The following is a 22,609-nucleotide window of genomic DNA, read 5'->3' as shown; positions in this document are numbered from 1 at the left end:
GGGCGCACCGTTGGCGGGTACCGCTAGCCTCACAGGCATCCCTTTTCTTCCACGCCCTCCTCGGGGCGTGGCGCAGCTTTTTCTCGATTTGCCCGGCTACCCCGGCCCCGGCGTTGGAAGTGACGGGCACCCCGCCCAGCTAGGAGACGAGCGCGATGACCGCACTGGCTGTTCCCGGTCTCGACCAGGCCCCGACCAACCACCCGCGCCTGCTGTCCTGGGTGCGCGAGGTCGCCGAGCTCACCACGCCCGAGCGGGTCGTCTGGTGCGACGGTTCGGACGAGGAATGGCAGCGCATGACCGAGCAGCTGGTCAGCGCGGGCACCTTCGTGCCGCTGAAGCAGAAGGAGAACTCCTTCTGGTGCGCGTCGGACCCCTCGGACGTGGCCAGGGTCGAGGAGCGCACGTTCATCTGCTCGATCGACGAGGCCGACTCGGGGCCGACGAACAACTGGATGCCGCCCGCCGAGATGAAGTCCCTGATGACGGAGCTGTACCGGGGCTGCATGCGTGGTCGCACCATGTACGTCATCCCGTTCTGCATGGGCCCGCTGACAGCGGAGAAGCCGATGCTGGGCGTGGAGATCACCGACTCCGAGTACGTCGTGGTGTCGATGAAGATCATGACCAGGATGGGCGACAAGGCGCTGGCCCGCTTCGGCGAGGACGCGGACTTCGTTCCCTGCCTGCACTCGATCGGCGCGCCGCTGGAGCCGGGCCAGCAGGACGTCCCGTGGCCCTGCAACGAGACCAAGTACATCAGCCACTTCCCCGAGGAGCGGGCGATCTGGAGCTTCGGCTCGGGCTACGGCGGCAACGCCCTGCTCGGCAAGAAGTGCTACTCGCTGCGCATCGCCTCCTCGATCGGCCGCAACGAGGGCTGGATGGCCGAGCACATGCTGGTGCTCAAGCTGACCTCGCCGGAGAACAAGGTCCACTACGTCGCCGCCGCGTTCCCCTCGGCCTGCGGCAAGACCAACCTGGCGATGCTGGAGCCGACCATCCCCGGCTGGAAGGTCGAGACCCTGGGCGATGACATCGCCTGGATGCGCTTCGGCGAGGACGGCCGCCTGTACGCGGTGAACCCGGAGAACGGCTTCTTCGGCGTCGCGCCCGGCACCGACTGGAAGACCAACCCGAACGCGATGCGCACCATCGCCAAGGGCAACAGCCTGTTCACCAACGTCGCGCTGACCGACGACGGCGACATCTGGTGGGAGGGCATGGGCGAGCCGCCCGCGCACCTGACCACCTGGAAGAAGAAGGACTGGAAGCCGGGCGACGAGGAGCTGACCTCGCACCCGAACTCCCGCTACTGCACCCCGATCGACCAGTGCCCGATCACCGCGCCGGAGTGGGAGGACCCGCAGGGCGTGCCGATCTCGGCGATCCTCTTCGGCGGGCGCCGCAAGACCACGATCCCGCTGGTCACGGAGTCGCGCGACTGGCAGCACGGCGTGTTCATGGGTGCCACGCTGTCCAGCGAGACCACCGCCGCCGCGATCGGCCAGGTCGGTGTCGTGCGCCGCGACCCGATGGCCATGCTGCCGTTCATCGGCTACCACGCCGGTGACTACTTCCAGCACTGGATCGACATGGGCAAGCGCGCCGACGCCGCGAAGATGCCCAAGGTCTTCTACGTGAACTGGTTCCGCCGTGATGAGGACGGCGGCTTCCTGTGGCCCGGGTTCGGCGAGAACTCGCGCGTGCTGAAGTGGGTCATCGAGCGCATCGAGGGCACCGCCGCCGCGAACGAGACCGCCATCGGCCACGTGCCCACCGCCGAGGCGCTCGACCTGGACGGCCTCGACGTCGACCCGGCCGACGTGGACAAGGCGCTCGCGGTGCACGCCGACGAGTGGCGCGCCGAGCTCCCGCTGATCGAGGAGTGGTTCGCCAAGATCGGCGACAAGGTGCCGAGCCTGCTGCACGACGAGCTGGCCGCGCTGAAGCAGCGATTGGGCTAGACCAATTCGAAGAAAGGCCCCGAATCCGCTCTCGCGGGTCCGGGGCCTTTCTTCATGTGCTTTTCGCCTCAGCGCTTCACAGTTGACCTGAGGAATTCGATGTCCGCGCCCTGACCGTCGCCCGGGGTCTCCAACACGATGGGCGCTCCGGCCGTGTCGCACACCGAGACGAGAACGTCCGGCTCGATCGTTCCGGAAGCGATGTTGGCGTGCCGGTCCCTTGCGGAGTTGAAAGCGTCTCGCGAGTTGTTCAGGTGCACCAGGTCGATTCGCCCGGTAATGCCCTTCACCCGCTCCACGATGCCCGGCAGCTCCTCGCCCGCGGCGAACGCGTGGCAGGTGTCCAGGCAGAAGCCCGCCCCGAACTCGCCGACGGCGTCCCACAGCCGCGCCAGCATGTCGAAGCGGCGGGCCATGGCGTTGTCACCGCCCGCGGTGTTCTCGATCAGGATCGGCACGGCGAAGCCCCCGGACTCCGCCTGGCGCTCGAACAGCTTGCGCCAGTTCGCCAGCCCGGCCTCCGGGTCCTCCCCCTTGGTCACGTGGCCGCCGTGCACCACGAGCCCGGACGCCCCGATCGCGGCGGCGGCCTTGGCCTGCTGCGCGACCGACTTGCGGGACGGGATGCGGATGCGGTTGTTCAGCGACGCGACGTTGATGACGTACGGCGAGTGCACGAAGACCTCGACACCGGCCGCCCGCAGCTGCTCGCCCTGCGGGTGCGGGACCGGAGCGGTCCAGCTCTGCGGGTCGGACAGGAAGAACTGGACGACCTCGGCTCCCAGCCGCTGTGCCGTGGCGAGGGGGTCTTCGGCGCCGACATGGGCCCCAATGCGCATGAACACGAGAGTAGTAGGCCGAACGGGTAGTCCGAGCCGTGCCCGGGTAACGAGTGGTGACCCGGGAAGATGTCCCCAGTGACAAGTCCCGGTGGCGGCGTCACCTTCGCCGCCCTCCGTCGTTGAACTCGGTGACGTTACCGATCGGTACGCACCGGAGGGGTGGCCATGCGCCTGCAGCAGGCTCTGCGGATCTCCGTGGTGGCCGTCGTCATGGGCGGCGCCATGGGCATCGGGCTCGCCGGGAGCGCCGCCGCGGCCGAGCCGATCGTGGTCGGCGACTGCAAGGCCACCGTCATGGGCACCCCCGGTCAGCCGGTCTCGCTGAACCCCGGCGCGATCGCCGCTCCCGTGGTGAACCTCGTGCGCGCGGTGCCGCTGCTCGGCCCGCCCATCGCGGGCGAGGCCGACAAGGCGATCCGGCGGCTGCCGCCCATCCCGATCGGCGCCGTCCCCAACGGCTCCGGCGGCTTCATCACCGGCGGGCACATCGCGGGCGCGGTGATCGACAAGATCGACGACATCCCGCTGCTCGGTCCCGTGCTCGGCGCGGTCCTCGGCGGCGTGCGGCAGGCGCTGACCTCCGGCTGCGGCGTGACGACCACGGTGGTCAACGCCGCGAGCAAGCCCGTCCAGGACGGCACCGGCGCCATCGCGGACGCCTCGCAGCGGCTCACCGGCGGCGGGGGAGCGACCCCGGCCCCGAACCAGCCGCCGGGGCCGAACCCCGGCCAGCAGCCGGGCCCCGGGCAGCAGCCAGGGCCGGGGCAGCAGACGCCGCCACCGCAGCTCCAGCCGGGCGTGAACCCGGGTCCGGGGGTCGGTGGGCTGCCGGACTTCCAGCTGCCCAGGTGGCCCGACAGCGGCTACTACGACTTCGGCAGGGTGCCGCTCTACGACTACTCCAACCTGCCGGTCGCGATGCCCGGCGGGCTCGGCGCGCTCGCTCCCGGGCTGCGCTACGGCCAGAACGTCCCCGGCTACGACCCGGGCTTCGGCCAGCTCGGCGATCCGGCGGACGCCGACGGCGTGCGCTCGGCCGGTCAGGCATCGGCGCTGCCCTCCGGCCAGTCCGGCCGGGTGGCGGGCCCGGTGCTGCTGGCCGCGCTGGCGCTGTCCTGTGTGACGGCCGCCCTGGTCCGCACGTGGGCGCTGCGCCGCCTGCCCGCCTGAGCGGTTCGCGCAGGCTCTGACCAGCCGATTACAAGTCTGTCGGTGGCACTTGTTAGGCTCTTCGGGTTGCTGACGCGACGACCCTCCTGCCACGGATCCGCCGTGGCCACCAAGCCCACAGGAGGTGAGTGGTCTTCATGCGTCACTACGAGATGATGGTCATTCTCGACCCGAACCTCGACGAGCGCACCGTCGCTCCGACCCTCGACACCTTCCTCAACGTGATCCGCAACTCCGGCGGCAACGTGGAGAAGGTCGATGTCTGGGGCCGTCGTCGTCTCTCCTTCGAGATCAAGAAGCAGGCCGAGGGCATCTACGCCGTCCTCGACATCAACTGCGAGACCGCAGCGGTCAAGGAACTCGACCGCCAGCTGTCGCTCCAGGACTCGGTGCTCAGGACCAAGGTCCTGCGCCGCGAGCCCGCCAAGGCCAAGTCCTAACCCGACTCGGAGGGCGACACCATGGCTGGTGAAACGACGATCACGGTGGTCGGCAATCTGACCGCCGACCCAGAACTGCGCTTCACCCAATCCGGCGCGGCCGTTGCCAGCTTCACCGTGGCATCGACCCCGCGCACCTTCGACAAGCAGTCGGGGGAGTGGAAGGACGGCGAAGCGCTGTTCCTGCGGTGCAGCATCTGGCGACAGGCCGCCGAGAACGTGGCCGAGTCGCTGACCCGTGGCATGCGCGTTGTCGTGCAGGGTCGCCTCAAGCAGCGGTCCTACGAACCCAAGGACGGCGGCGAACGGCGCACCGTGTACGAGCTTGAGGTCGAGGAAGTCGGCCCCTCGCTGCGCTACGCCACGGCGAAGGTCAACCGGGTCAGCCGCGGGAGCGGCGGCGGCGGAGGCGGCCAGGGAGGCGGCGGCTACGGCGGCGGCTTCGGTGGCAACAGCGCCCCGGCCGACGACCCGTGGGGTTCCGCTCCGGCGGCTCCCCAGAACAGCGGCTACAGCGAAGAGCCGCCGTTCTGACCTCGGGTGAGGCCACCGCAGTTCCCAGACTGAAACCTTGAACCACATCTTGTGAGGACCACACATGGCCAAGCCGCCTGTGCGCAAGCCGAAGAAGAAGGTTTGCGCCTTCTGCAAGGACAAGAAGAAGGGCAATCTCGCCCTCATCGACTACAAGGACACGACGCTGCTCCGGAAGTTCATCTCCGACCGCGGCAAGATCCGTGCCCGTCGCGTCACCGGTAACTGCAGCCAGCACCAGCGCGACGTCGCCACCGCGGTGAAGAACGCCCGCGAGATGGCGCTGCTGCCGTACACCTCGACCGCCCGCTGATCCGGCCAAGGAGAGAGTCAGATGAAGCTCATCCTCACCGCTGACGTGAGCGGTCTCGGCGGCCCCGGCGACATCGTCGAGGTCAAGGACGGCTACGGCCGCAACTACCTGCTCCCGCGTGGGCTGGCCATCCTGGCCACCAAGGGCGCGGAGCGTCAGGTCAAGACCATCCAGCGTGCTCAGGAGGGTCGCCGCATTCGCGACCTCGACCACGCCAAGGAGGTCAAGGCCAAGCTCGAGGGCCTCGGCGCCATCGAGCACAAGGGCCGCGCCGCGGCCGGCTCGAAGAAGCTGTTCGGTTCCGTCACCGCGGTGGACGTCGTCGCCGCTGTGAAGGCCGCCGGTGGCCCGCTGCTGGACAAGCGCGCCGTCGAGCTCTCCGGTCACATCAAGACGACCGGCAAGCACGCGGTGTCCGTCCGCCTGCACCCGAGCGTCACCGCTTCGGTCAACCTTCAGGTGACCGCGGGCGAGTAAGACTGCGAGTGCCGCCCGCCAGAGTGATCATTGGCGGGCGGCACTTTCGCACTGCACTTTCTGGCACTGCACTTTTTGGCACTGCGCCGTGACCGACGCGTCGCCCCTGATCCACCGCGTGCCGTGGACAACTCGCGCGCGGTGCGTATGACGAGCCCCACAGGATCGGCGGCTTGTTTTCCACATTCGCTCCACAGGGTCTGACCAGGGTGTTTCATGACCGGTGGGGAAGTTGTCCCCAGGTAGTCCCCAGAAGGCGCTTGCGGCTGTGGCCGGGTGTGCACAGGCCATCCCCAGGTTGTCCACAGCTCTGTCCACAGGAGGAGGCATCCGGTGGCACTGGCCGACGACCGCGGAGGACCGCCGTCCGGCAGTCCCTTCGAGCGCCAACCTCCCCAGGACCTCGCGGCCGAGCAGTCCGTGCTCGGCGGCATGCTGCTGTCCAAGGACGCCGTCGCCGACGTGGTCGAGGTGGTGCGCCCCGACGACTTCTACCGTCCGGCGCACCAGTCGATCTACGACGTCATCCTGGACCTCTACGGCAGGGGTGAGCCCGCCGACGCGATCACCGTCTCGGCCGAGCTGGAGAAGCGCGGCGAGCTGATGCGGGTGGGCGGCGCGCCGTACCTGCACACGCTGATCGCGACCGTGCCGACCGCGGCGAACGCCAGCTACTACGCGGAGATCGTCTCGGAGAAGGCGGTGCTGCGCAGGCTGATCGAGGCGGGCACCCGCATCGTGCACCTGGGCTACCACGGTGCCGAGGGCGGCGAGCTGGACGAGGTCGTCGACCGCGCGCAGCAGGCCATCTACGAGGTCACCGACCGCAACACCACCGAGGACTACGTCGCGCTGGAGGAGCTGCTCCAGCCGACCATGGACGAGATCGACGCGATCGCCTCGCGCGGCGGAGTCGCGCTGGGCATCCCGACCGGCTTCGTCGACCTGGACGCGGTGACCAACGGCCTGCACGCGGGTCAGATGATCATCGTCGCGGCGCGACCCGGTGTCGGCAAGGCGCTCGCGCTGGACACCCCGCTGCCCACGCCGACCGGCTGGACCGCGATGGGCGCGGTCGAGGTCGGTGACGAGCTGCTCGGGGCCGACGGCCTGCCGACGCGGGTGGTCGCGGCGACCGAGGTGATGACCGGGCGCCCGTGCTTCGAGGTCGAGTTCGGCGACGGCACGGTGATCGTCGCGGACGCCGAGCACCAGTGGGCGATCGGCGCCGAGGTGCGCACGACCGCCGAGATCGCGGCGTCGATGCGCCGTGGCGTCGTCAGTTCCGTGGTCAACGCCGCCGCGCTGGAGTTGCCGGAGCTGGCCGAGCTGACCGCGCCCTACGCGCTGGGCGTCGCGCTCGCCGGGGGCAGCTCCGATCCCGAGATCACCATGTTCGCGGACGCGGAGGGCGAACCCGAGCTCTCCGTGCCGTACCTGCGTTCTTCGCGGGCTCAGCGCCGCGCGGTGCTCGCCGGCCTGCTGGACGTCCTGGGTTCGGTGGAGGACAACGGTTCCGTCCGCCTGCCGCTGGGCGAGGACGCCCGCGAGCTCGTGCAGAGCCTGGGTTACGACTGCGCTCCCGGCGACGACATCGTGTTCGCCACCGAGGACGAGGTGTTCCGCGTCGAGGCAAAGCGCTTGGCGCACAAGGAACTCCGGTCCGCGACGCGCGGTGTGCGGGCGATCGTGGACGTGCGCCCGATCGCGAGCGTGCCCGTGCGCTGCGTCGAGGTCAGCGCGGCCGACCACCTGTACCTGGCGGGCCGGGCGATGATCCCGACGCACAACTCCACGCTCGGACTGGACTTCGCGCGGTCGTGCTCCATCAAGCACGGCATGGCCAGCGTCATCTTCTCGCTGGAGATGAGCCGCACCGAGATCGTGATGCGCATGCTCTCCGCCGAGGCCCGCATCCGCCTCGGCGACATGCGCGGTGGCCGGATGACCGACGACGACTGGACGCGGCTCGCGCGCAGGATGAGCGAGATCAGCGAGGCGCCGCTGTTCATCGACGACTCGCCGAACATGACCATGATGGAGATCCGCGCGAAGGCCAGGCGGCTCAAGCAGCGCAACGATCTCAAGCTCGTGGTGCTGGACTACATGCAGCTGATGTCCTCGGGCAAGAAGGTCGAGTCCCGGCAGCAGGAGGTCAGTGAGTTCTCCCGTCAGCTCAAGCTGCTGGCGAAGGAGATCGAGGTGCCCGTGATCGCGATCAGTCAGCTGAACCGAGGTCCGGAACAGCGCACCGACAAGCGCCCCATGCTCTCCGACCTGCGTGAATCCGGATCGCTGGAGCAGGACGCCGACATGGTCATCCTGATCAACCGGCCCGACGCGTGGGAGCGCGACGACCCCCGTGCCGGTGAGGCCGACCTGATCCTGGCCAAGCACCGTGCCGGTCCCACCAGCACGATCACCGTGGCGCACCAGCTGCACTACAGCCGCTTCACCGATCTCGCTCAGGGCTGATGTCGAGAACGTCGTGCTAGCTCCGTCCCAGGGGTACGAGCGGCTACGAAAGGCCGCGTGACCTGGGAGGACCCCATGATCTACCGGTTGGATCACGTCGGCGTCGTGGTGGAGGACCTCGCGGCCGCTGTCGCGTTCTTCGTGGAACTGGGCCTTGAGGTGGAGGGCAGGACCACGGTCGAGGGCGAGTGGGTGGACCAGCTCGTCGGACTGGACGGTGTGCGGGCGGACATGGTCTTCGTGCGGACCCCGGACGGTCACGGCCGGATCGAGCTGTCCACGTTCCGCTCGCCGGGGACCGCCGGTGCCGCGCCGAGGGCTCCGGTGAACGTTCCGGGCATTCCCCGCATCACCTTCGCCGTCGAATCCGTCGAGGACGTCCTCGGTCGTCTGCGCGGCGCAGAGCTCGTGGGCGAGGTCGCGCAGTTCGGCGACGGCTACCGCTACTGCTACGTCCGGGGTCCTGAGGGGATCATCGTCGGGCTCGCCGAGCAGCCCAACTGAAGGAAGGAGCTCTGTCATGGCTGTCGCTGATGACCTCGACCGCGCCACCGACTCGCAGTGGGACTGGGTGGCTGAGCAGGTTCGCGCGTACCTGGCCTCGGGTGGCACCGAGGGGCACGAGTCGGACGGCGTGCACATGCTCGTGCTCGCCACGACCGGGCGAAGGACCGGCACTCCGCGCCGCACGTGCCTGATCTACGGCAGGGCGGGGGAGGACTTCGTCGTCGTCGCCTCCAAGGGCGGCGCCGACGACGATCCCGCGTGGTTCAAGAACCTCCGGGCGGAGCCCAGCGTCGGGGTGCAGGTCGGGCCCCGTCGGTTCACCGCTCGCGCCCGGGTGGCGTCCGCGGCCGAGCGCGAGTCCCTCTGGCCCCAGATGGTGGGGATCTTCCCGCTGTACGCGGAGTACGCGCGGAAGACCGCCCGCCAGATCCCCGTCGTCCTGCTCACTCCGCAGGACTGAGCGCCTGGTAGACCGTGGTCCAGAAGTCGTGGATCGCGTGCGCTGAGCTGGGGACCGACATCCCGACCTGGGTGAGCAGGATGCCGACGAGCTGGTTCTCCGGGTCGGCGTAGGTCGAGGTGCCGCTGCCGCCGTCCCACCCGAACTGGCCGACGGGCGCGTAGTCGGCCCGGTAGGTGCGCACGCCCATGCCCATTCCCCAGCCGCCGTGCTGCCCCTGGCCGAAGGACAGGTGGACGTTGTTGGTGGCCATGGTGTTGCGGGCGGCGTTCTGCTCGGGCGTGAGGCGGTTGGTGGTCATCAGCTCGACGGCGGCCCGGGACAGGATGCGCTCGCCATCGTGCACCCCGTGGTTGAGCAGCATCCGGAAGTAGGAGTGGTAGTCGTCGACGGTGGAGACCAGCCCACCGCCTCCGCCTTGGAACGCGGGCGCGCTGCTGTGCCGTCCCCCTTCGGCCTCGTCCCACACGACGAACTCGCCGGACCGCGGGTCGGGGGCGTAGGCGGGCGGCAGCCGGTGGAGCTTGGACTCGGGCACGTGGAAGCCGGTGTCTTTCATCCCCAACGGGTCGAAGACGCGCTCGCGCAGGAAGGACTCGAACGACTGGCCGGTGACCCTGGCGACGAGCACGCCGAGCAGGTCGTTGCTGAGGTGGTACTGCCAGTGCTCGCCGGGCTGGTGCATCAGTGGGAGCGCGCCGAGTCGGCGCATCCACTCGTCGGGCTCGGGCATCGGCGTCGGCAGGTTCGGCGTGAGGCCCTGCTCGAAGATCGCGTTCATGATCGGGGTGCCGAGCGCGGTCAGGTCCATGCCGAGCCCGAAGGTGGAGGTCACCAGGTCCCGTACGGTGATCGGCCTGCGTGCGGGCACGGTGTCCTCGAGCGGGCCGTCGATCCGCTTCAGCACCTTGCGGTCGGCGAGCTCCGGCAGCCACGGGTCCACCACGTCGTCCAGCCGAAGCCTGCACTCGTCGAGCAGGATCATCGCCGCGGCCATCGCGACCGGCTTCGACGTGGAGGCCATCCGGAAGATCGTGTCGCGGCTCATCGCAGCGCCGCCGTCGTGGCGCATCGTGCCGAGCGCTTCCACGTGCGTCTGCCCGCCCCGGCTGACCAGCGCGACGAGGCCGGGGATCTTCCCGGAGTCGACGTGCCCCGCCAGCACGTCGCGCACCCGGCTCAGACCGGTGTCGGAGAAGCCGCCGTTACCCTGCTGTCCCATGATGATTCCTCTCGTGGGCCGTCGAGCTGAACTGCTGACGAGAACCACGATGACCGGCCGCGCTGACAGCGCACCGCCACGATGCTGACGCCGCGCTGACATGCGGCACGAGTGGTTCATCGAGCCGCGTGAGTACGCGCGGCAGGAGCAGCGGCGGGGCAGGCGCTTCGCCTTCACAAGCCTGGTTCCGGCGCGCACGGCGCTGGTGGTGGTCGACATGGTGCCGTTCTTCGTGACGGAGAGCCCGTACTGCCAGGGCGTCGTGCCGAACATCAACCGGCTCGCCGAGGTCCTGCGCGGGGCGGGCGGCACGGTGGCGTGGGTGGTCCCGGCGACGACGGAGCGGACCGCGATCGACGAGGAGTTCTACGGCCCGGAGGTGGCGGAGGTGTTCCGCACGTCCGGTGGCACGGGGCCGGTGCCGGAGCGCCTGTGGTCGGGCTTCGCTCCGCACGAGGACGACCTGTTCGCGGAGAAGTCGGCGGCGAGCGCGTTCTTCCCCGGCCGCTGCGATCTGCCGGAGTTGTTGGCGCGCAAGGGGATCGACACGGTGGTGATCACCGGCACGGTCACCAACGTGTGCTGCGAGTCCTCGGCGCGCGACGCGAAGACCTTGGGCTACCGGGTGATCATGGCGGCCGACGCCAACGCGGCGCGGCGGGACCAGGACCACAACGCGACGCTGCACACGGTCTACCGGACCTTCGGCGATGTGCGCCCCACCGACGAGATCGTTGAGTTGATCTTACGATCGTGAAGCCACGGAGTTGTCGCGAAGTCGCCAGACAGTGGCGCGCAAGGCTGGTGGGCTGTCCTTCGTGCCGACAACAACGCTCACCAGGAACTGGCCTGCCGTCGTTTCGGTGATGATGGGGATCTTCTCCATTGTCACCACGGAGATCCTGCCGATCGGACTGCTCACGTCGATCGGTTCGAGCTTCGAGATCTCCGAGGGCGCCGCAGGCCTGATGATGACGCTGCCGGGGATTCTCGCCGCGATCTCCGCTCCGGTTCTCACCGCGGCGACGGGGCGCCTCGACCGGCGAACGATGTTGTGCGCGTTGATGTTCGTGCTCGCGGTCGCGGATTTCCTGGCAGCCGCCGCGCCGAACTACTGGGTGATGCTGTTCTCCCGTTTTCTGGTGGGCCTGGTGATCGGCGGCTTCTGGTCGATCGGTTCCGGTCTCGCGGCGCGATTGGTGTCTCGGGAATCGGTCGGGCGAGCCACTTCGGTGATCTTCTCGGCGGTTCCGCTCGGCTCGGTGCTGGGCGTTCCCGCAGGTACGTTCATCGGCGAAGCCGCGGGCTGGCGCAGCGCTTTCGCGGCGATGGGACTGCTGACATTCGCGGTGCTGGCCGCGCTGCTGTGGTGGATGCCTCCGCTACCGGCGATTCAGGTGACGCGTCTCGGCGTGCTGCGCGAACTGCTGCGGCAGCGCACCGTTCGACTCGGGATCGCGGTCACCGCGTTGGTCGTCACAGCGCACTTCGCGACCTACACCTATGTCACGCCGTTCCTCCAGGAAGTGACACGGACCAACGCGGTGACGCTCTTCCTGATCGCGTACGGCGTCGCCGGAGTCGTCGGGAACTTCCTGTCGGGAATCTCGCCGCGCACGTTCGCGATCAGTGGTCTCCTGATCGCGTTCGCGACGCTGTCGCTTCCCGTCGCGGGGAGTTCGGAGATCGGCGCGTTCGCGTTGCTCGTGCTCTGGGGAATCGGCTACGGAGCCGTTCCGGCGTGTTCCCAGAAGTGGTTCGCGGCGGCGGCTCCGAACGCGCCGGAAGCCGCCACCGTGCTGTTCACGTCCTCGTTCCAGGCGATGCTCTCCGCAGGAGCGCTGCTCGGCGGCCTCGTCGTCGACGCCACGTCCACCGCCACCGTCATGACGCTCGGCGGGGTGGTCGCGCTGGTGATGGTCGCGGTGCTGCTACTCGCAGACCGGCGCACATGAGTCCACAGTGGACTGACTGCTTTCCCTGGTGCGCAACGTTTCCGGAAGGAGCTTGCGCGGACCGGGGCCCTGCTGGCCGAGCACGTCGCGCGGGTTGGACAGGTGGCAGGTCTTGAGCGAGAGGCAGCCGCACCCGATGCAGTCGCTGAGGTTGTCGCGCAGCTGCACGAGCTGCTCGATCCGCGTGTCCAGCTCGGAGCGCCACTCCTGGGACAGGTGCGCCCAGTCCTCCGGCGTCGGCGTGCGCTCGTCGGGCAGCGACGCGAGAGCCTCGCGGATGACCTCCAGCGGCATGCCGACGCGCTGCGAGACGCGCACGAACGCGACCCTGCGCAGGGTGTCGCGGCTGTACCGGCGCTGGTTGCCGGAGGTGCGGCGGCTGTGGATCAGCCCCTTGCGCTCGTAGAAGTGCAGGGCCGAGACGGCGACCCCGCTGCGTTCGGCGAGCTGGCCGACGGTGAGCTCGGGCGTTCGGAGCGGCACTTGGTTCACGCCCCCACCGTACCTTGACCTCAACTCCAGTTCAGGTTGTTCGCTGGAGTCATGACGTTCACCGAGCACGAACTCCGCTACCTCGCCGAGCAGGTCCTCGGCAGGCTGGCCACCGTCGACGCGCACGGGGCGGTGCAGAACAACCCCGTCGGCTTCCACTACAACGCCGACACCGGCACGATCGACATCGGCGGCTACACCATGGGCGCCACCCGCAAGTTCCGCAACGTGCTGGCCACCGGACGGGCCGCGCTCGTGGTGGACGACGTCGCCTCGTTCAAGCCGTGGCGGGTGCGCGGGATCGAGATCCGCGGCCGCGCGGAAGCCTTGTCGGAGCAGGAGAACACGCCAGCGGGCATGAGCGCGGAGCTGATCCGCGTGCACCCGGACAAGATCTTCAGTTGGGGCGTTGACCCGACAAGCGAGGGCATGACGAGCCGAAAGACCGGCTGATCACGGTTACCATCGGATCGCCTGCCCAGTCGTCGAACAGGGAGCGGTCCGTGCGGGACATCGCAGTCTTCAGCGGTAGTGCACACCGGGAGCTGGCCACCGAGATCTGCTCGCACCTCGAAGTCCCGCTGCACCCGGTGCGCACGCAGCGCTTCGCCAACGACTGCCTCGAGGTCCAGCTCCAGGCGAACTGCCGCGAGCGGGACGTGTTCCTGATCCAGCCGCTCGTGCGCCCGGTGCAGGAGAACCTCGTCGAGCTGCTGCTCATGACCGACGCCGCGCGCGGCGCCTCGGCCGGGCGGATCACCGTGGTCATGCCGCACTACTCCTACGCGCGCTCGGACAAGAAGGACGCGCCGCGCATCTCCATCGGCGGGCGCCTCGTCGCGGACCTGATGGTCGCGGCGGGGGCCGACCGGGTGCTGGCGATGACCCTGCACTCTCCGCAGGTGCACGGGTTCTTCAGCGTTCCGGTCGACCACCTGCACGCGCTGCGCGAGCTGGCCGCGCACTTCCGCCAGTACGACCTGTCCAACACCACCGTGGTGTCGCCGGACCTGGGCAACGCCAAGGAAGCGGCGCACTTCGCCCGCCTGCTCGGCGTCGGTGTCGCGGCGGGCGCGAAGCAGCGCTTCGCCGAGGACAAGGTGCAGATCAGCTCGGTGATCGGCGAGGTGGCCGGGCGCGACGTGATCGTGCTCGACGACGAGATCGCCAAGGGCAGCACGGTGCTCGAACTGCTCGACCGGCTGCGCGAGCTCGGCGCCAGGTCCATCCGGGTCGCCTGCACGCACGGCCTGTTCTCCAGCGGCGCGCTCAAGCGGATCGGGGATCAGCCGGACGTGCTGGAGATCGTCTGCACCAACACGGTTCCGATCTCCGCCGACGAGCGCGGCCCGAAGCTCAAGATCCTCTCGATCGCGCCCGCGCTTGCCGAGGCGATGCGCCGCATCCACAACGGTGAGTCGGTCAGCGCGCTGTTCGACTCGCCCTGATGCTCGCCGTGATCACAGCTTTCGCAGCGTGAACCGGTCGGCGTTCCCCTTTCCGTCGAGCCACACGCCCATGCGCCCGTCGAGCACGTAGCTCCCGTGCGGTGTGCGCGCGATGGTCGAGGGCTGCGAATCCACCCACGGGTCGACCCGGTGCACGGCGCGCGCCTCGGTCCAGTCGCGGTTCGCGCGGAGCACGCTCACCGCAGGCTTTCCGTTGCCACCAAAAGAGTTCGTCACCACGGCAAGGGTGCCGTCGGGGCGCAGGTCGAGGCCGTCACCGCCGAAGAGCGGCTGGTCGGTGCGGACCTCCGTGATGCGGCTCGGGTCGTTGAGCGGGACGCGCAGCAGCGCCCCGGTGTCGTAGCGGGTTGAGAGCAGGAAACCCTTGGGGTGCCAGACGATCCCGTTCATCCCGATGCCGGCGCTGCCGAGCTTCGGGTCACGGACGAGCACCGAGGGCCTGCCGTGCGGGTCCACGCGGTAGAGCGTGTCGGAGGCGGGATCGGTGACGTAGGCGCTGCCCGCGCGGTCGATCGCGAGGTCGTTCGCGGCGTGCCTGCCCGGCCCGATGGCGAGGTCGACGAGGTGCAGCAGTCTGCCCGTGCTGAGGCTGAAAATCCCGATGCCAGAAGACTTCCAGGTCGTCTCCGGGGTCGAGCGGCGCCCGCTGCCCATGTCCCCGAAGGCCACCAGCACCCGGTCGCGCACCGTGTCGACGTGCACACCGAAGGTCTGCACCATCCTGGGATGCGCCGCGAACCGGCGCACGCCGCCGTCCGGCCGGACCACCGAGATCGTGCCCTCGCTGATCGAGGTCACCAGGAACCCGCCGCGCACCGGGTCCCACGCGATGCCTTCGGGGAACAGGTTCTGCGCCTTGGCGGTGACGACCTCCGGTAACCCGTGCCGCGTCGCGGACGCGGTCGGCACGAGGGTGACCGCCGCCGTGGTCGCGACAGCGAGCGCGAGCAACGACCGCCGCCCCATAGTCAGTTTACGCATCACAGTCCGTCCTCATAGTCAGATCAGGACTCACAAAGTAATCAGTACTCTGATGCTCGTCAATACTCGTCATGAGCGGCGGCCTCGTACGATCAGTGGATGGGCATGCCGCTGGAGGAGCGCCTCGGCGCGGACATCAAGCGCGTCGAGCACGAGCTGATGGCCGTGAAGCAGGCGGCGGTGCGGCCGGCCGGGCTGACCGTCGCCCAGTACTCCGCGCTGCTCGTGCTCGCGGAGCAACCAGGGGTTTCCGCCGCCGAGCTGGCCAGGCGCTGCCGGGTCACGCCGCAGACGATGACCACGATCCTGCGCAACCTGGAGGCGGCGGACCTGATCAGGCGCGAGCCGCACGAGCTGCACCGGAACGTGCTGGAGACGCGGCTGACCGAGGCGGGTCGCAAGGCGTTCGAGGCCGCCGACGAGCGCGCGTCCGCGGTCGAACGCGCGCTGGCCGCGGAGTTCAGCGAGCAGGAGCGGGACCAGCTGCGCGCACTGCTCGGCCGCTGCTCAAAGGTGCTGAACAGTCAGCCGAGGGACTGAGTCCACTCGTCCAGGACCTGGGCGATCTGCGGCAGGTCGCGGGCGCCGGTCGCGGCGTCGACAACGAGCCGTTCGCCGTCGTCCACCGACGGCGCGCGCAGATCGCGCTGGTTGAGCACGTAGAAGAGCCTGGTGCAGACCCAGGCCAGCCGCTTGTTGCCGTCGATCAGCGCGTGGTTGCGGGCGAGCGAGTGCAGCAGCGACGCCGCCTTCTCGTGCAGCGTCGGGTAGGCGTCCTCGCCGAAGACGACCGCCTTCGGCCGGGCGAGCGCGGCTTCGAGCAGCCCCCAGTCACGCACGTCGGGGGCGTGGCCGAGCGCGGCGTGGGCGGCGGCGAGCAGGTCGTCCAGGTCGAGGTAGTCGACCGGCTCGACCTGGGGGTCCTCAACCACTGATCACTGCGCCAGGCGCTTGAGCAGCTCGGAGTCCTCGGTCACGATGCGCGCCAGCGCCGCGTCCCTGGTCGCGTTGCGGCGGTTGACGTACTCGCGGATCGCCCGGCGCGCGATGTCCTGCATCGACCGGCGTTCCCGCTCGGCGGCCAGGCGCAGCGCCTCGGTCTCTTCGTCGGTGAGCCGCAGAGTCATCGCCATGCGGGAATGATACCGCGTGATACCAACCCGTATCAGTCCCCGGCCGGAATTCGCCAGCGCCACTCCGTCACACGCGTCTGCCCAGGTAGATCGCCCCGTCCGGTCGCCCAGAGGAGCACTCGCCAGGGGTCGCCGCCCTGGGTCACGTGCGGCATGAGGCGGGCCAGCATCGCGCGGCACACGTCGGCGGGCGGGTCCAGCTGGACGCCGAAGGTCGCGCAGATGTCGTGGCTGTGCAGCAGCGCCTCGCCGACGCCGGTCGCCAGGTACCCGGCGGGATCGGTGAGCCCTGCCGGGTGGAAGGCCCGCGCACTGGGCGGAGCGGCGTCGGCAACGGTCGCGAACAGCTCGCCTGTCGCCCTGATCACCTCGATGACCTGGGCGTTCGTCGCGCCCTCCTCGATCTTGCCCCAGACCTTGAGCTGCTCGGTCGCCCGCGCGGCCAGCGAGGTGGCGTAGTAAAGCAGGTCGTCGGCCAGGTGCTCGGCGGTGTGCGAGCACGTCCACTCCAGCCCGGCGGCCGGGCGGGACCAGTCCTGGTCGGCGACGGCGCTCAGCCCGGTCACGCACGCGGCCACGGCGGCGCGGAGGTCCTCCGGTGTCATGCCCCCTGTCTACCTCAGCACCCCGACGAGCGTTGAGAATCAGAAACCATCCTATTTCTTTGTTCATTGCCGTGCCTGCGCCGTCCAGACCAGGCACGGGAGCCGACCACTCGACAGATATCCCCCATTCGGGTGGTCGCTTGGGCGCTTGCCCGAGCCGATTTACGACAGAGGGGCTTAGCCACAGCCTTCGATCGGCGGAAGGTGCGCAGCCATGACCGTGCGGATGGACTCCACGGCGGCACCGACCACTCACGCGGTGTGGGACGAACTGGTCTCCGAACTGCCCGTGGGGCTGGTGCTGCAGGACGAGCACGGCGACGTGATCGCCGCGAACCGCCTCGCCGGATCGCTGCTCGGGCTGAGCAGGACGGAGCTGCTCTCCGGTCGGCGCCCCGACGGCTGGAAGACCTTCGACGACTCCGGCGCACCGCTGCCCAAGCCCAGCGAGCTGAGCGCGCAGGTGCTGCGGACCGGAGCTCAGATGTCGCTCGCGGTGCTGGTCGAGCACGCGGGGCTGGCGCACACCCGGCTCTGGGTGGAGTTCACGCCGGTGCGGCACCGCGGCCGGGGCTGCGTGCTGATCCAGCTCAACCCGGTGCACGACGACATGCCGCACAGCAGGGGACTGCTGGACTCGCTGACCGGTCTGCCCGGCCGCGCGCTGCTGGTCGACCGCCTCCAGCAGGCCCTGACCAGGGCGCGCACCCTCGGCACCCTGACGACGCTGGTGCTGCTGGACGTGCGCCACCTCGCCAAGGTCAACGCGGAGTACGGCTTCGACAAGGGCGACGAGCTGCTGGCCGCGCTCGGCGGCAGGCTCAGGGCGGGGCTGCGCGCGGACCACACGGTCGCCCGCTACGGCGGGGACGAGTTCGCGGTGGTCGCCGAGCACCCCAACGGCGACGGCGAGGCCATCGCCGACCGCGTCCGCGAGCTGGCGGAACGCCCGGTCCGAATGGGCAAGGGCCGCGCGCTGCGACCGGAGCTGCGCGTTTCCTGGGTGACCAGCGACGGCAAGGCACCGCTTCTCTCGGTCCTCGACTGCGTCGAAAAACGCCTCCACCGCTGACGCTTTTCTCCACTCTCGGGTCACGCCCTGGGAAAACACCGCGAATAAAGAACACGACGAAGCCGGGAAGCGATTTCGCTTCCCGGCTTCGCCTTTCAGAATCGGCAGTGCTCAGTGGTTCCCCGATGCACCCACATGTTCAGGGAACCCCTGGGAGGTGGGTCAGCCCTTCAGGCCACCCAGGCCACCGACCAGGCCCGACACCATGGAGGTGTCGATGGTGTTCAGCGCCGGAGCGTCGAACGCGCGGCCCTGGGCACCCGCGACCGGCATCTGCGCGGCGGGGAGCTTGGGCAGCTGGCCGATCTGGCCGGTGGGCAGGACCTTGGTCAGGCCACCGGTCAGGCCACCCAGGTTGGGCAGCTGCGGCGTGGCGGAGCGAGCGGCACCACCGGTGGTGGGCAGCTTCGGCAGCGACGAGATGCTGGGCAGCTCGGCGGCCTTGAGCAGGCCCCCACCCAGCGCCTTGTCGGTCACCGGCAGCGAGAAGGCAGCGGCCTGGTCACCGGCGGAGACCGCGGTGGCGCGCTCGCCGTCGGCAACGGCCTCGCCGAGGACCTCGATCGGCAGGTCGAAGATCGCAGCCTCGCCCGCGACGGGGAGCAGGGCGTTGACGCCCGAGAGGCTGCCGCCCTCCTCGCCGCTGGTGGCGGCGGAGCCACCGGCGACGGTGGTCACCGCGTTGCTGCCGGTGCCGTCGGTCACGGCCAGGCCGGAGACCGCGTCACCGACGACCTCGCCCGCAACAGCGACCGGGACCTGGGCGATGACGCCCGAGACCGAGCCGTTGTCACCAGCGGTGACGTAGTCGCCACCGGCGACGGCCGCCGCGTCGCCAACGGCGAGCGCGTCGGAGGTGCCGCCGACCGAGCCGGCAACGCCGTCGGCCTGCACGACCGGGGCGAGCGGCGCGGTGATGATGTCGCCACCGAGGAAGCTGGTCACGCCGTTGGTGGCGGTGGAGCCACCGGCCGCCGAGGAGGTCACGTTGTCCGCGACACCCGAGGTGTTGGCGATGAAGCCGACGCCGTCGCCGAACACCTGGCCGGCGCCCGCGAGCGGCACGGAGGCAACGGTGCCGTTGGCGGTGCCGTGCACGCCGCTGGTCACGTTGTCGCCACCGGCGACCGAGGAGGTGGTGTTGGTGGCGGTGCCGTCGTAGATGCCACCGGCGCCGATGCCGTCGCCGAAGGCCTGGACCGGCAGCGCGACCGGGACGTCGACGATGTCGCCGGCGATGCCGCCGTTGTCACCAACGGTGGTGTTGTTGCCCGCGGTGGTCACCTCGGTGACGTTGTCCGCGGTGCCCTCGACGTTGTTGGTCAGGCCGAGACCCGTGCCGAACAGCTGCACCGGGCCGGACACGCGCGGCACAACACCGTTGCCGGTGATGACGCCGTCGGTGCCGTCGGTGTCGACGTCGCCACCGGCGGTGGAGGAGGTGTTGTTGGTGCCGTCGGCCTCGCCGACGACGATCCAGCCGAGGGAGTTGCCGAAGCCCTGGACGGGCAGGGCGACCGGGGCGTGCACCGCGTTGCCCGCGATGCCACCGTCGACGCCGTTGGCCTTGACGTCGTCACCAGCGGTGACCACGTCGGTGTTCTCCGCGACGGCCTCGGTGTGCGTGATCCAGCCACCCGAGTTGCCGAACAGGCCGACCGGGCCCGCGACCGGCACGGACACGGCGTTGCCGCTGCCCAGAGCGTCGTCGTCGTCAGCGGAGACCTCGCCACCGGAGTGCGTGGTGGTGGTGTCGGTGCTGACGGCGTCGGAGTTGACGATCCAGCCGAGGGCGTTGCCGTCGACGTCGACCGGCAGCGCGACCGAGCCCTGAGCGGCGTCGCCGGAGACCAGCGAGTCGTTGCCGCGGGTGCCGACGAAGCCACCGGCGCCGTGGGTGCTGTCGTTCGTGGTCTGCGCGTCGGTGTTGGCGATCCAGCCACCGGAGTTGCCTGCCACCGTGGCGGGCAGCGCGACCGGGACGCTGGGCAGCAGGCCGGAGGCCAGCGAGTCGTCGCCCAGGGTGTAGCTGTTGCCACCGGCACCGGTGGTCGTGGCCTGCTCGTGGTAGGAGTCGGCGTTGACGACCCAGCCAGCGGCGTTGCCCAGGACCTGCGCGGACGGGGCCAGCGGCACGTCCACGACGGAGCCGGAGCCCAGGCTCTCGGAGCCGTTGGTGTGGGTGGTGCCCGCGGCCTCGGAGAAGGACTCGGTCGCGCTGTCGGAGTCGGTGTTCGCGCCGAGCGCGCCGCCCGAGTTGCCGGACGCGACGGCGTCGGCCGAGATGGGCGCCTGGACGACGTTGCCGCCGAGCAGCGAGTCGAGACCGTTGGTGTCGCGGTCACCGTTGGCAACGGCGGTCGCGGAGGTGGTGCCGTTGGTGTCGGAGGTGCCGACCAGCGCGCCGAGCGCGTTGTTGTTCAGCTCGACCGGCAGCCCGATGGGGGCGTGCGCGATGTTGCCGGAGACCGTGCCGTCCTCGCCGGTGCTGGCGGCGTCGCCGCTCACGTCGGCCGAGATGTCGGACTGGTTGTTGGCCTCGGCGACACCGGCGAGACCGCCGATGGCGTTGCCCGAGCCCTGGATCGGCAGCGCGATGGCCGGCTTGATGACGTTGCCCGCCAGCGAGCCCTCTTCGCCGCTGGTGACGACGGAGCTGCCCGACTGCACGTCGGTGCTGGAGGTGTTCCAGGTGGTGGCCGAGCCGACCGCGGCGATCGCGTTACCGGTCAGCTGCACCGGCACGACGCCGTCAACGTCGACGACGTTGCCCGCGAGGCCCTGGTGGGTCCCGTCGGTGACCATCACCTCGGGGTTGTTGTAGCTGTAGGACGACTCGTTCTCGACCTCGACGTTGCCGCCGGCCGCGATCGCGTTGCCCGACAGGTCCACCGGCACGATCAGGTCGGCGTCGACCTTGTTCGAGCGGAACGGGTCCTGAACGGTGCCGGACTCCTTGGAGGCCTTCTTGTTCGGGCCGTAGGCCTTCTTGTCGGCCTTCTTGGCCTCGGCACCCGCGTCGGCGCTGCCGCCGGGCAGGCCGCCCACCAGCGACGACACGTCGACGGTGATGTCCCGCTTGAAGCTGGGCAGGTCCATCTGACCAACGAGCGGCAGGCCCGCCGCGTTGTTGTCGATGTTGACCGGGATCGAGATCTTGCCGCCGAGCGGGGTGGTGGGAGCGTCAGGGTTGACCTGCGCCTCACCGGCCTGCGCGATACCGGCACCGAGGATGAACATCCCACCGGTGAGGAGCGCAGCCTTCATGCCACGCTTCGCCCAGGAATGCATGTGGATCTCCTTCTGGTTGTCCCCTGAGTTCGGGGGTTTTAGGCGGGTGGCTGGACGCTGTCGCGTCGGGGCAAACAGCCACCCATGTCTTGGGGGTGATGGGCGGATGCCCACCGGGCTGTTGGCGCGGCCACTGGCGAAGGAGAAGACGAGCGCTCACACGAGGCGTCAGAAGACTGACCCGGCGGCGCAGGCGTTCAACCTGTCGCTGGCCGCGCGGGGAATTCAGTCAGGAGTGGTGCCGGGCTGCTTGGCAGTCGCGGCGGCCATGCGGTGGAGAGCAGCGGCGCTCAGCGCCTGTCCACGCACGACGAGGTTGTGAGCGGCGGAGAGGTAGCCACCCACGTTGAAACCACCGGTGCCGGGTCCGTCGTGCGGGCACGAGCAGGAACCACCGGGAATCTGCACGGGCGAGGACGGCAGCGGGTACCGCGGCGAGTCGTCCTTGCTCGGCTGGGGGCGCTCGGTGTCACCGGCCGCGGGACCGTGGTTGACCACGGCGGCGGGCAGGGTCACCGGGCTGTGACCGGCGTCGTTCTTCGCGGGCCCGCCGGTCTTGGGCGGGGCGACCGGGTCGGCCTGGGCCGTCCCGGCGTCCTGGGCGGCGGAGGCGGAGCGGGGCGAGCCCGCGCCGGTCAGCACCTTCTCCAGAACGGCGGAGGGAACGTCGATCAGGTTGTTCTGCTTGGGCTTGAGCAGCCCGGCAAGCCCCTCGACGGCGCCGTGCAGCGGGTCCGAGTCCTCCTGCGCGGCGAGGCTGCGAGCCTTGCTGGGCGCGGAGACGACCTGCTGGACAACGGCGGTCACGGCGGAGCCTGCGGTGTCCGCGACGGGCTTGGCGGTGGCCTCGATCGAGTCGACGACACCGTCAAGGGGCGCGGACAGCAGCGGAGCTTCAGCGGCGGCGGCGGTGCCGGAGGCGACCAGCCAGCCGGTGGCGGCGGTACCGGCGACCAGGAGCGCACGGGTCAGCAGCCGACGCACTCGGCCACCCCCCGTGTTCGCGCTCTGGTTGCTGGTCACGTTCTGCCTCCGCTGAGTTCAGATCTTGGTGTCGTTGTCGACGAGCTGAACTCTGTCAGGCGCACAACGCCGAAAGCGAGTAGCGCCGCGCTTTATGCCACCATCGGGTTAATGGACGAGTGTGGTCCAGATCACCAGCATTTCCAACAACCCCGAGCAACCCGATTTGGAATTCGCAGGT

At 69.7% G+C, this 22,609-nt stretch carries 24 protein-coding genes; 15 read left to right on the top strand and 9 right to left on the bottom strand.

Annotated elements, in window-relative coordinates:
• Window positions 1–155 precede the first annotated feature (155 nt).
• Window positions 156–1,967: a phosphoenolpyruvate carboxykinase (GTP) gene (locus tag ABD798_RS08735; protein WP_344872466.1), complete on the top strand. Its 1,812-nt coding sequence runs from the start codon at window positions 156–158 to the stop codon at window positions 1,965–1,967.
• 68 nt (window positions 1,968–2,035) lie between these two features.
• Here the strand turns inward: ABD798_RS08735 and ABD798_RS08730 are convergent, their stop codons facing one another.
• Window positions 2,036–2,806: a deoxyribonuclease IV gene (locus ABD798_RS08730; protein WP_344872464.1), complete on the bottom strand. Its 771-nt coding sequence runs from the start codon at window positions 2,804–2,806 to the stop codon at window positions 2,036–2,038.
• Window positions 2,807–2,974: 168 nt separating this feature from the next.
• On the opposite strand from ABD798_RS08730, the gene ABD798_RS08725 reads away from it, so the two are divergent.
• From ABD798_RS08725 to ABD798_RS08690, 8 genes are all read left to right on the top strand, one after another.
• Window positions 2,975–3,979, top strand: coding sequence for a hypothetical protein (locus ABD798_RS08725; protein ID WP_344872462.1), 1,005 nt, complete (start codon window positions 2,975–2,977; stop codon window positions 3,977–3,979).
• 137 nt (window positions 3,980–4,116) lie between these two features.
• Window positions 4,117–4,419: a 30S ribosomal protein S6 gene (gene rpsF, locus ABD798_RS08720; protein WP_344872461.1), complete on the top strand. Its 303-nt coding sequence runs from the start codon at window positions 4,117–4,119 to the stop codon at window positions 4,417–4,419.
• A gap of 21 nt (window positions 4,420–4,440) precedes the next feature.
• Window positions 4,441–4,953, top strand: coding sequence for a single-stranded DNA-binding protein (locus ABD798_RS08715; RefSeq protein WP_344872459.1), 513 nt, complete (start codon window positions 4,441–4,443; stop codon window positions 4,951–4,953).
• A gap of 64 nt (window positions 4,954–5,017) precedes the next feature.
• Entirely contained in the window at window positions 5,018–5,266 is a 249-nt protein-coding gene (rpsR, locus tag ABD798_RS08710) for a 30S ribosomal protein S18 (protein ID WP_086818670.1), read from the top strand.
• 21 nt (window positions 5,267–5,287) lie between these two features.
• Window positions 5,288–5,743 (top strand): 50S ribosomal protein L9, encoded by a 456-nt coding sequence (gene rplI / locus ABD798_RS08705; RefSeq protein ID WP_344872455.1) that lies wholly within the window; start codon window positions 5,288–5,290, stop codon window positions 5,741–5,743.
• 276 nt (window positions 5,744–6,019) lie between these two features.
• Window positions 6,020–8,218 (top strand): replicative DNA helicase, encoded by a 2,199-nt coding sequence (dnaB, locus tag ABD798_RS08700; protein WP_425549178.1) that lies wholly within the window; start codon window positions 6,020–6,022, stop codon window positions 8,216–8,218.
• A gap of 75 nt (window positions 8,219–8,293) precedes the next feature.
• Window positions 8,294–8,722 carry a VOC family protein gene (locus tag ABD798_RS08695; RefSeq protein WP_344872941.1) on the top strand — a complete coding sequence of 143 codons (429 nt, stop codon included), beginning with the start codon at window positions 8,294–8,296 and terminating at the stop codon, window positions 8,720–8,722.
• A gap of 16 nt (window positions 8,723–8,738) precedes the next feature.
• On the top strand, window positions 8,739–9,185 hold the full coding sequence (locus tag ABD798_RS08690; RefSeq protein ID WP_344872451.1) for a nitroreductase family deazaflavin-dependent oxidoreductase: 447 nt from the start codon (window positions 8,739–8,741) through the stop codon (window positions 9,183–9,185).
• On the opposite strand, the gene ABD798_RS08685 is transcribed toward ABD798_RS08690, so the two are convergent.
• Window positions 9,169–10,407 carry a serine hydrolase domain-containing protein gene (locus tag ABD798_RS08685; protein ID WP_344872449.1) on the bottom strand — a complete coding sequence of 413 codons (1,239 nt, stop codon included), beginning with the start codon at window positions 10,405–10,407 and terminating at the stop codon, window positions 9,169–9,171. The two genes, ABD798_RS08690 and ABD798_RS08685, sit on opposite strands and share 17 nt — an antisense overlap.
• Before the next feature lie 100 nt (window positions 10,408–10,507).
• On the opposite strand from ABD798_RS08685, the gene ABD798_RS08680 reads away from it, so the two are divergent.
• Window positions 10,508–11,164: an isochorismatase family protein gene (locus ABD798_RS08680; RefSeq protein WP_344872447.1), complete on the top strand. Its 657-nt coding sequence runs from the start codon at window positions 10,508–10,510 to the stop codon at window positions 11,162–11,164.
• 31 nt (window positions 11,165–11,195) lie between these two features.
• Complete coding sequence (locus tag ABD798_RS08675; RefSeq protein ID WP_344872445.1) at window positions 11,196–12,362, top strand: MFS transporter; 1,167 nt, start codon at window positions 11,196–11,198, stop codon at window positions 12,360–12,362.
• Here the strand turns inward: ABD798_RS08675 and soxR are convergent.
• Window positions 12,339–12,854, bottom strand: coding sequence for a redox-sensitive transcriptional activator SoxR (gene soxR / locus ABD798_RS08670; protein ID WP_344872443.1), 516 nt, complete (start codon window positions 12,852–12,854; stop codon window positions 12,339–12,341). The two genes, ABD798_RS08675 and soxR, sit on opposite strands and share 24 nt — an antisense overlap.
• A gap of 51 nt (window positions 12,855–12,905) precedes the next feature.
• On the opposite strand from soxR, the gene ABD798_RS08665 reads away from it, so the two are divergent.
• Window positions 12,906–13,307, top strand: a complete 402-nt coding sequence (locus tag ABD798_RS08665; RefSeq protein ID WP_344872441.1) for a PPOX class F420-dependent oxidoreductase — start codon at window positions 12,906–12,908, stop codon at window positions 13,305–13,307.
• 50 nt (window positions 13,308–13,357) lie between these two features.
• Window positions 13,358–14,302 (top strand): ribose-phosphate diphosphokinase, encoded by a 945-nt coding sequence (locus ABD798_RS08660; protein ID WP_344872439.1) that lies wholly within the window; start codon window positions 13,358–13,360, stop codon window positions 14,300–14,302.
• A 12-nt stretch (window positions 14,303–14,314) separates the two neighbouring features.
• On the opposite strand, the gene ABD798_RS08655 is transcribed toward ABD798_RS08660, so the two are convergent.
• Complete coding sequence (locus ABD798_RS08655) at window positions 14,315–15,304, bottom strand: SMP-30/gluconolactonase/LRE family protein (protein WP_344872437.1); 990 nt, start codon at window positions 15,302–15,304, stop codon at window positions 14,315–14,317.
• A 99-nt stretch (window positions 15,305–15,403) separates the two neighbouring features.
• Here ABD798_RS08655 and ABD798_RS08650 point away from each other — a divergent pair, with 99 nt between their 5' ends.
• A complete protein-coding gene (locus tag ABD798_RS08650) occupies window positions 15,404–15,844 on the top strand; it encodes a MarR family winged helix-turn-helix transcriptional regulator (RefSeq protein ID WP_344872435.1) in 441 nt (146 codons plus the stop codon).
• Here ABD798_RS08650 and ABD798_RS08645 read toward each other — a convergent pair.
• From ABD798_RS08645 to ABD798_RS08635, 3 genes are read right to left on the bottom strand one after another with little or no spacing between them, the layout of a single operon-like run.
• A complete protein-coding gene (locus ABD798_RS08645; RefSeq protein ID WP_344872433.1) occupies window positions 15,829–16,236 on the bottom strand; it encodes a type II toxin-antitoxin system death-on-curing family toxin in 408 nt (135 codons plus the stop codon). The genes ABD798_RS08650 and ABD798_RS08645 overlap by 16 nt on opposite strands.
• Before the next feature lie 3 nt (window positions 16,237–16,239).
• Window positions 16,240–16,437, bottom strand: coding sequence for a ribbon-helix-helix protein, CopG family (locus tag ABD798_RS08640; protein WP_344872431.1), 198 nt, complete (start codon window positions 16,435–16,437; stop codon window positions 16,240–16,242).
• 32 nt (window positions 16,438–16,469) lie between these two features.
• Window positions 16,470–17,042, bottom strand: coding sequence for a maleylpyruvate isomerase N-terminal domain-containing protein (locus tag ABD798_RS08635; protein WP_344872429.1), 573 nt, complete (start codon window positions 17,040–17,042; stop codon window positions 16,470–16,472).
• Window positions 17,043–17,256: 214 nt separating this feature from the next.
• Here ABD798_RS08635 and ABD798_RS08630 point away from each other — a divergent pair, with 214 nt between their 5' ends.
• Window positions 17,257–18,114 carry a sensor domain-containing diguanylate cyclase gene (locus ABD798_RS08630; protein WP_344872427.1) on the top strand — a complete coding sequence of 286 codons (858 nt, stop codon included), beginning with the start codon at window positions 17,257–17,259 and terminating at the stop codon, window positions 18,112–18,114.
• A 162-nt stretch (window positions 18,115–18,276) separates the two neighbouring features.
• Here the strand turns inward: ABD798_RS08630 and ABD798_RS08625 are convergent, their stop codons facing one another.
• Together ABD798_RS08625 and ABD798_RS08620 are read right to left on the bottom strand one after the other, a co-directional pair.
• On the bottom strand, window positions 18,277–21,381 hold the full coding sequence (locus ABD798_RS08625; RefSeq protein WP_344872425.1) for a beta strand repeat-containing protein: 3,105 nt from the start codon (window positions 21,379–21,381) through the stop codon (window positions 18,277–18,279).
• Window positions 21,382–21,630: 249 nt separating this feature from the next.
• Window positions 21,631–22,389: a hypothetical protein gene (locus tag ABD798_RS08620; RefSeq protein WP_344872423.1), complete on the bottom strand. Its 759-nt coding sequence runs from the start codon at window positions 22,387–22,389 to the stop codon at window positions 21,631–21,633.
• Window positions 22,390–22,609 lie beyond the last annotated feature (220 nt).

It is taken from the genome of Allokutzneria multivorans, from assembly GCF_039537405.1.
GTDB lineage: Bacteria > Actinomycetota > Actinomycetes > Mycobacteriales > Pseudonocardiaceae > Allokutzneria > Allokutzneria multivorans.
Note: the sequence above shows the minus strand (reverse complement) of the source record. Positions and strands in the feature narration are given on the sequence as shown.